Source organism: Microbacterium sp. (assembly GCF_039812165.1).
In the GTDB taxonomy this organism is placed as follows: Bacteria; Actinomycetota; Actinomycetes; order Actinomycetales; family Microbacteriaceae; genus Microbacterium.
The window spans coordinates 1-4,054 of the sequence record NZ_JBDIAB010000234.1 but is presented as its reverse complement, the minus strand read 5'-3'; the positions used below and the strand labels follow the sequence as shown (position 1 = coordinate 4,054).

2 protein-coding genes are annotated in these 4,054 nt (G+C 72.1%); both read right to left on the bottom strand.

What is annotated here, in order from left to right; genetic code table 11:
- On the bottom strand, window positions 1–326 hold a 326-nt coding region (locus WML84_RS13425), incomplete at its 3' end, for an MBL fold metallo-hydrolase (protein ID WP_347346642.1).
- 182 nt (window positions 327–508) lie between these two features.
- A partial coding sequence (locus tag WML84_RS13420; RefSeq protein ID WP_347346641.1) for a PKD domain-containing protein occupies window positions 509–4,054 on the bottom strand: 3,546 nt, incomplete at its 5' end.

Sequence of the window (4,054 nt, the reverse complement as noted above, 5' to 3'; positions counted from 1 at the left end):
TCGGGGAATCCCGGGCCGAGCGCGGCGACGAGCGACTCGCGGTCCGCGGCCGCGCGCTGTGCGGTCGCCGCGGACGCCCACCGCGGGGCATCCCCGAATGCCGGATGCCACAGCACGTGGTCCTCGTGCGCGTGGGTCGCGAACCCGCCGATCACGCGCAGCGACCGCCGGCGCAGCTCGGCGGCCAGGGCGTCGAGCTCGTCCGGCTCCCACGCCGGGTCGACGAGCAGAGCCTCGCCGCCGCCGGCCAGGACCGTCGACGTCGTCGCCATGACCCGGCTCGTCGCGACGAGGACGCCGGGGGCGACCTCCACGAGCTCCCGCATCCGACACCCCGTTCGACATCCGGATCCGCACCCGGCGGACGGCCGTCCCCGCCGCGTCCGCGAGCGTACTCCGCCCCGCTCCCGGGCGCGAGTCACTGCCGCCCGTCCGACTCACTGCGCTCGTGCGCAGTGAGCGGACACGACGACAGTGACTCGGCCGGGCGCCACTCGACGCGGCAGGATCAGTTGTCGTTGCGGGCGTTCGTCACCGAGATCGACAGGCGGCCCTCGTCGTCGTCGTCCTCGTCGGTGTTGGTGATCTTCAGCACCGCGCCGCCGGTGCCGCCCGGCGGCACCTGGAACGCGAGCGAGCCCTGCCCGTCGAGGTCGTCGGTGTCCTCCGAGGTGCCCTCGTAGAGCCGTCCGTTGACCACGACGTCGATGATGTTGCCCACGAGGAGCTTCGTCGTGATCGTGTAGACGGCCCGCACCTCGCCGCCCCAGGTGTAGGTCTTCGTCTTCGAGTTGCTGAGCTTCGACGGAGACAGCTCCAGCTCGAAGTACTCCGGCCCCGGGTCGAGGATCTCGTCGTCGCCGAAGTCCTCCTCGTCGACGCCGCGGAAGTCGATGAAGACCTGCGCGAGCCGGAACCGCTCGTCCGGCGGCTGGAGCACCACGTCGACCGAGAGGTCGTCGCTCGTGAGCTTGATCGGCAGCTGCACCGAGTGGTACGCGCCGCCGATGACCTTCGACGCCTTCAGCAGGTAGTCGCCGAGCGGCACGTTCTCGATCGAGAACGTCCCGTCCGCCGCGCTGATGGCGGTCTTGTCGCCGTAGAGCGAGACGGATGCCCCGCCCGCGGCCGCCCCGCCCGCCAGCACCCGCCCGTGGACGCGGCCGCGCGTGATGACCTTCTTCCAGCGGCTCACCGTGTAGGTCTCGACGCGCGGCTCGCGGAAGATCGCCGGCTCGACGAAGCCGTAGACGCCGCCCTTCTCGGGGCCGTCCCACCAGATCATGTCGTCGGGCGACACCGCGTTGGCGTCCTGGGTGTTGCGCCACTCCTCGCTGTCCTTGCCGTCGGCGTCGTCGCTGGCGAACACGTTGAGGAACTGGTTGGCGATGTCGTCGGGCGCGTCGGTCAGGAGCGTCCCGAACCAGCCCGCCTTCTCGTACGCCATGTCGTAGATGTGCTCGTAGAGCCACTCCCCCGCGTTCAGCCGCTCCGCCGCCGTGTACCGGTAGAGGCCGTCGATCGTGGTCGGCCCCACCGAGGCGCCCGCGTCGACGTCCTTCGGCTCCAGGTCGCTCGGGATGAGCAGCTCGTTCACGCCTTCCAGCTGCACGTGCTCGCGCACCTTCATCCAGATGAACGACGAGCACACCGACGCCCGCGTGCCGACGGCCCAGCCGACGCCGGGGTCGTGGCCGTTCTCCAGCCCGATCGAGGGATCGGTGTAGCAGAAGAAGCGGTAGTGGTACTTGCCCTTCGTGCCGGGGATGCCGGCATCCGCCCGCGCGGCGGCCGCGATCGCGTGCAGCGTCGACCGCACCTGCGGGGTCTCGAGCAGGGGGTCGGGCTTGAGCACGAGCGGCGGGATCATCACCATCTTGTCGTTGTGGGTGATGCCGACCGTCTGGGTGCCGAACGCCGTGATGCGGTAGTTCTTGCCCGGGAAGTCGGGGTCGGGGAAGAGCTGGCCCTCGACCGAGTCCTGCACGCTCTGGCGGATCGCGCCCGGCCACATCCACTTCAGGATCGGCGGGTCGAACCCGTCCGAGCCCTCGGACGTGAAGCCGACCTGGTGGTCCATGAGGCGGTCCTGGCTGCCGGTGCTGTGCGCGATCTCGTCGAAGTTGCGCGTCATGATGCCCGAGTGGCTGTACAGCTGCGGCGGGCTCACGCGCAGCATGAGGCCGCCGATCAGCCCGTCGCCGCCCGGCGAGAGGATGACGTCGCCGCGGCGCGCGTTCATCCAGCGCGCCGGCATCATGACGTCGACGACCTCGTCGGTCAGCTGGCACACGAGCTGGCCGTTCTCGGCGAGCGCGAGCTCCTCCTCGGTGAGGTTGTCGGGGTCGCACACGGCGCCCTCGAGGATCGGACCGACGTCGGGGGGCCCGGGGAACTCGCCCTCGAGGGTGTGGAACGTCCGCTCCGCGAACAGCCCGGCGAAGGCGCGTGCGTTGTCGAGGACGGATGCCGTGTTCAGCACGGCCGCGCGTCCGGCGTCGAGGCGCGTGCCGGCATCCCGTCCCACGGCGATCCCGGTCGCGCGCTCGCGCTCGACGGCGATCCCCCGCGCGGACGCCTGGGCGTCGAGCCCGCGCGCGGCGTCGAGCCCGCGCGCGGCGGCGGACCCACGGGCGAACGCGGAGCCGCGGGTCGCGGCATCCGTCGCCGCTCCGATCCGTCGCTCCGTCGCCGAGCCGACGAGCCCGCCGAGTCGCGGCGTGAGCCGCCGCGTGGCCGGGACGTCGAGCTGGCCCGCGGCCAGCGCACGCGTCTGCACGGGAGCGAAGACCCCCGAGAGCACGGTGTTCACGGCGAGCTCGGCCTGCCGCACCGACACGCCCGCGAGCGCGTCGAGCGGGATCGCGACCGTGCCCGTCACTGTGTCGAGCACGATGTCGGCCGGGTTGATGAGCTCCTCCGGACGCCCCAGCTCCTGGCGCCACCAGTCCTCGACCATCTCCCAGGGCCAGACCTTGCGCACGAGCGGCGGGAGCTCGGGCAGCTCCGGGAAGTGCGGCCGATCGTCCCACTCCTCGACCGGGATGTCGAAGCTGAACGAGCAGCGCACCGGCACGCCGCCAGCGGTGCCCGCGTAGATCACCGTGAACCCGCGAGCGTCGTACGGCAGCTCTCCGGCGTCGGGCCTCCCCTCGACGAAGGGCACGTTGACCCCGATCGACGTGGCGCCCCGCGCGGGGATCTGGATCGCATGGGCGAGCTGTCGGAACGGGCGGGGCACGGCTGCGGCATCCGGATCCGCCGCATATGCCGTCACCGACATGCGGTCGAGCACGAGCGGCGCGTCCTCGACGTTGTGCACGACGAAGCTGCCGGAGACCTGCGTGTACTTCTTGTGCGCGAACAGGTCGCCGGTGGTGTGCGCGACGATCGTGCCCGCACGCCTGCTCAGCGCGTAGGCGGAGTAGATCGTCAGCGTCCGCCGTACCTCGAGGTCGCCCGGCGTCACGCGCAGGGTCACGTCGAACGTGCCGACGCCGGAAGCGTGGTCGATCGCGGCGAAGTAGTCGTGCGAGACGACGGGGGTCTCGGTCGTGGCGGTGGTGCCGTCGCCGAAGTCCCACGTGAAGGTCTGCTGCCGCGTCCGCAGGAGGTCCTTCCAGCGGGTCACGTCGACCTTCTCGGCGACGAACGTCGTGCCGGCGACGTCGACGGCGCCGCCGGTGCCCGACTCGACGGCCAGGGCGGCGGAGCTCGCGATGAGCCGTTCCAGCGCGGATGCCGCGGCCGTGCGGCGCGCGGCGGTGGCGGCCCCGACGAACCGGAGCCCGCCCGCGATCGGGCGGAACGGCCGCAGCCGCGAGACCGCGCGCACGTCGGCGGTCGAGCCGAGCGTCAGCACCGCGGTGTACGGCGACACCTGCGACTGGGTGACGCCGACCATGGCGACCTCGGCCGCGCCGTGTGCGCCGGTGAAGGTGACCGGCGCGCCCGCGACCACGATCTCGGCGTCGGTGCGCTCCGGGCCGTCGGGGCCGCGGGCGGTGATCCCGAGCGTGCGCGTCCCCTCCGTGGGGAACTGCAGGTGCTGCAC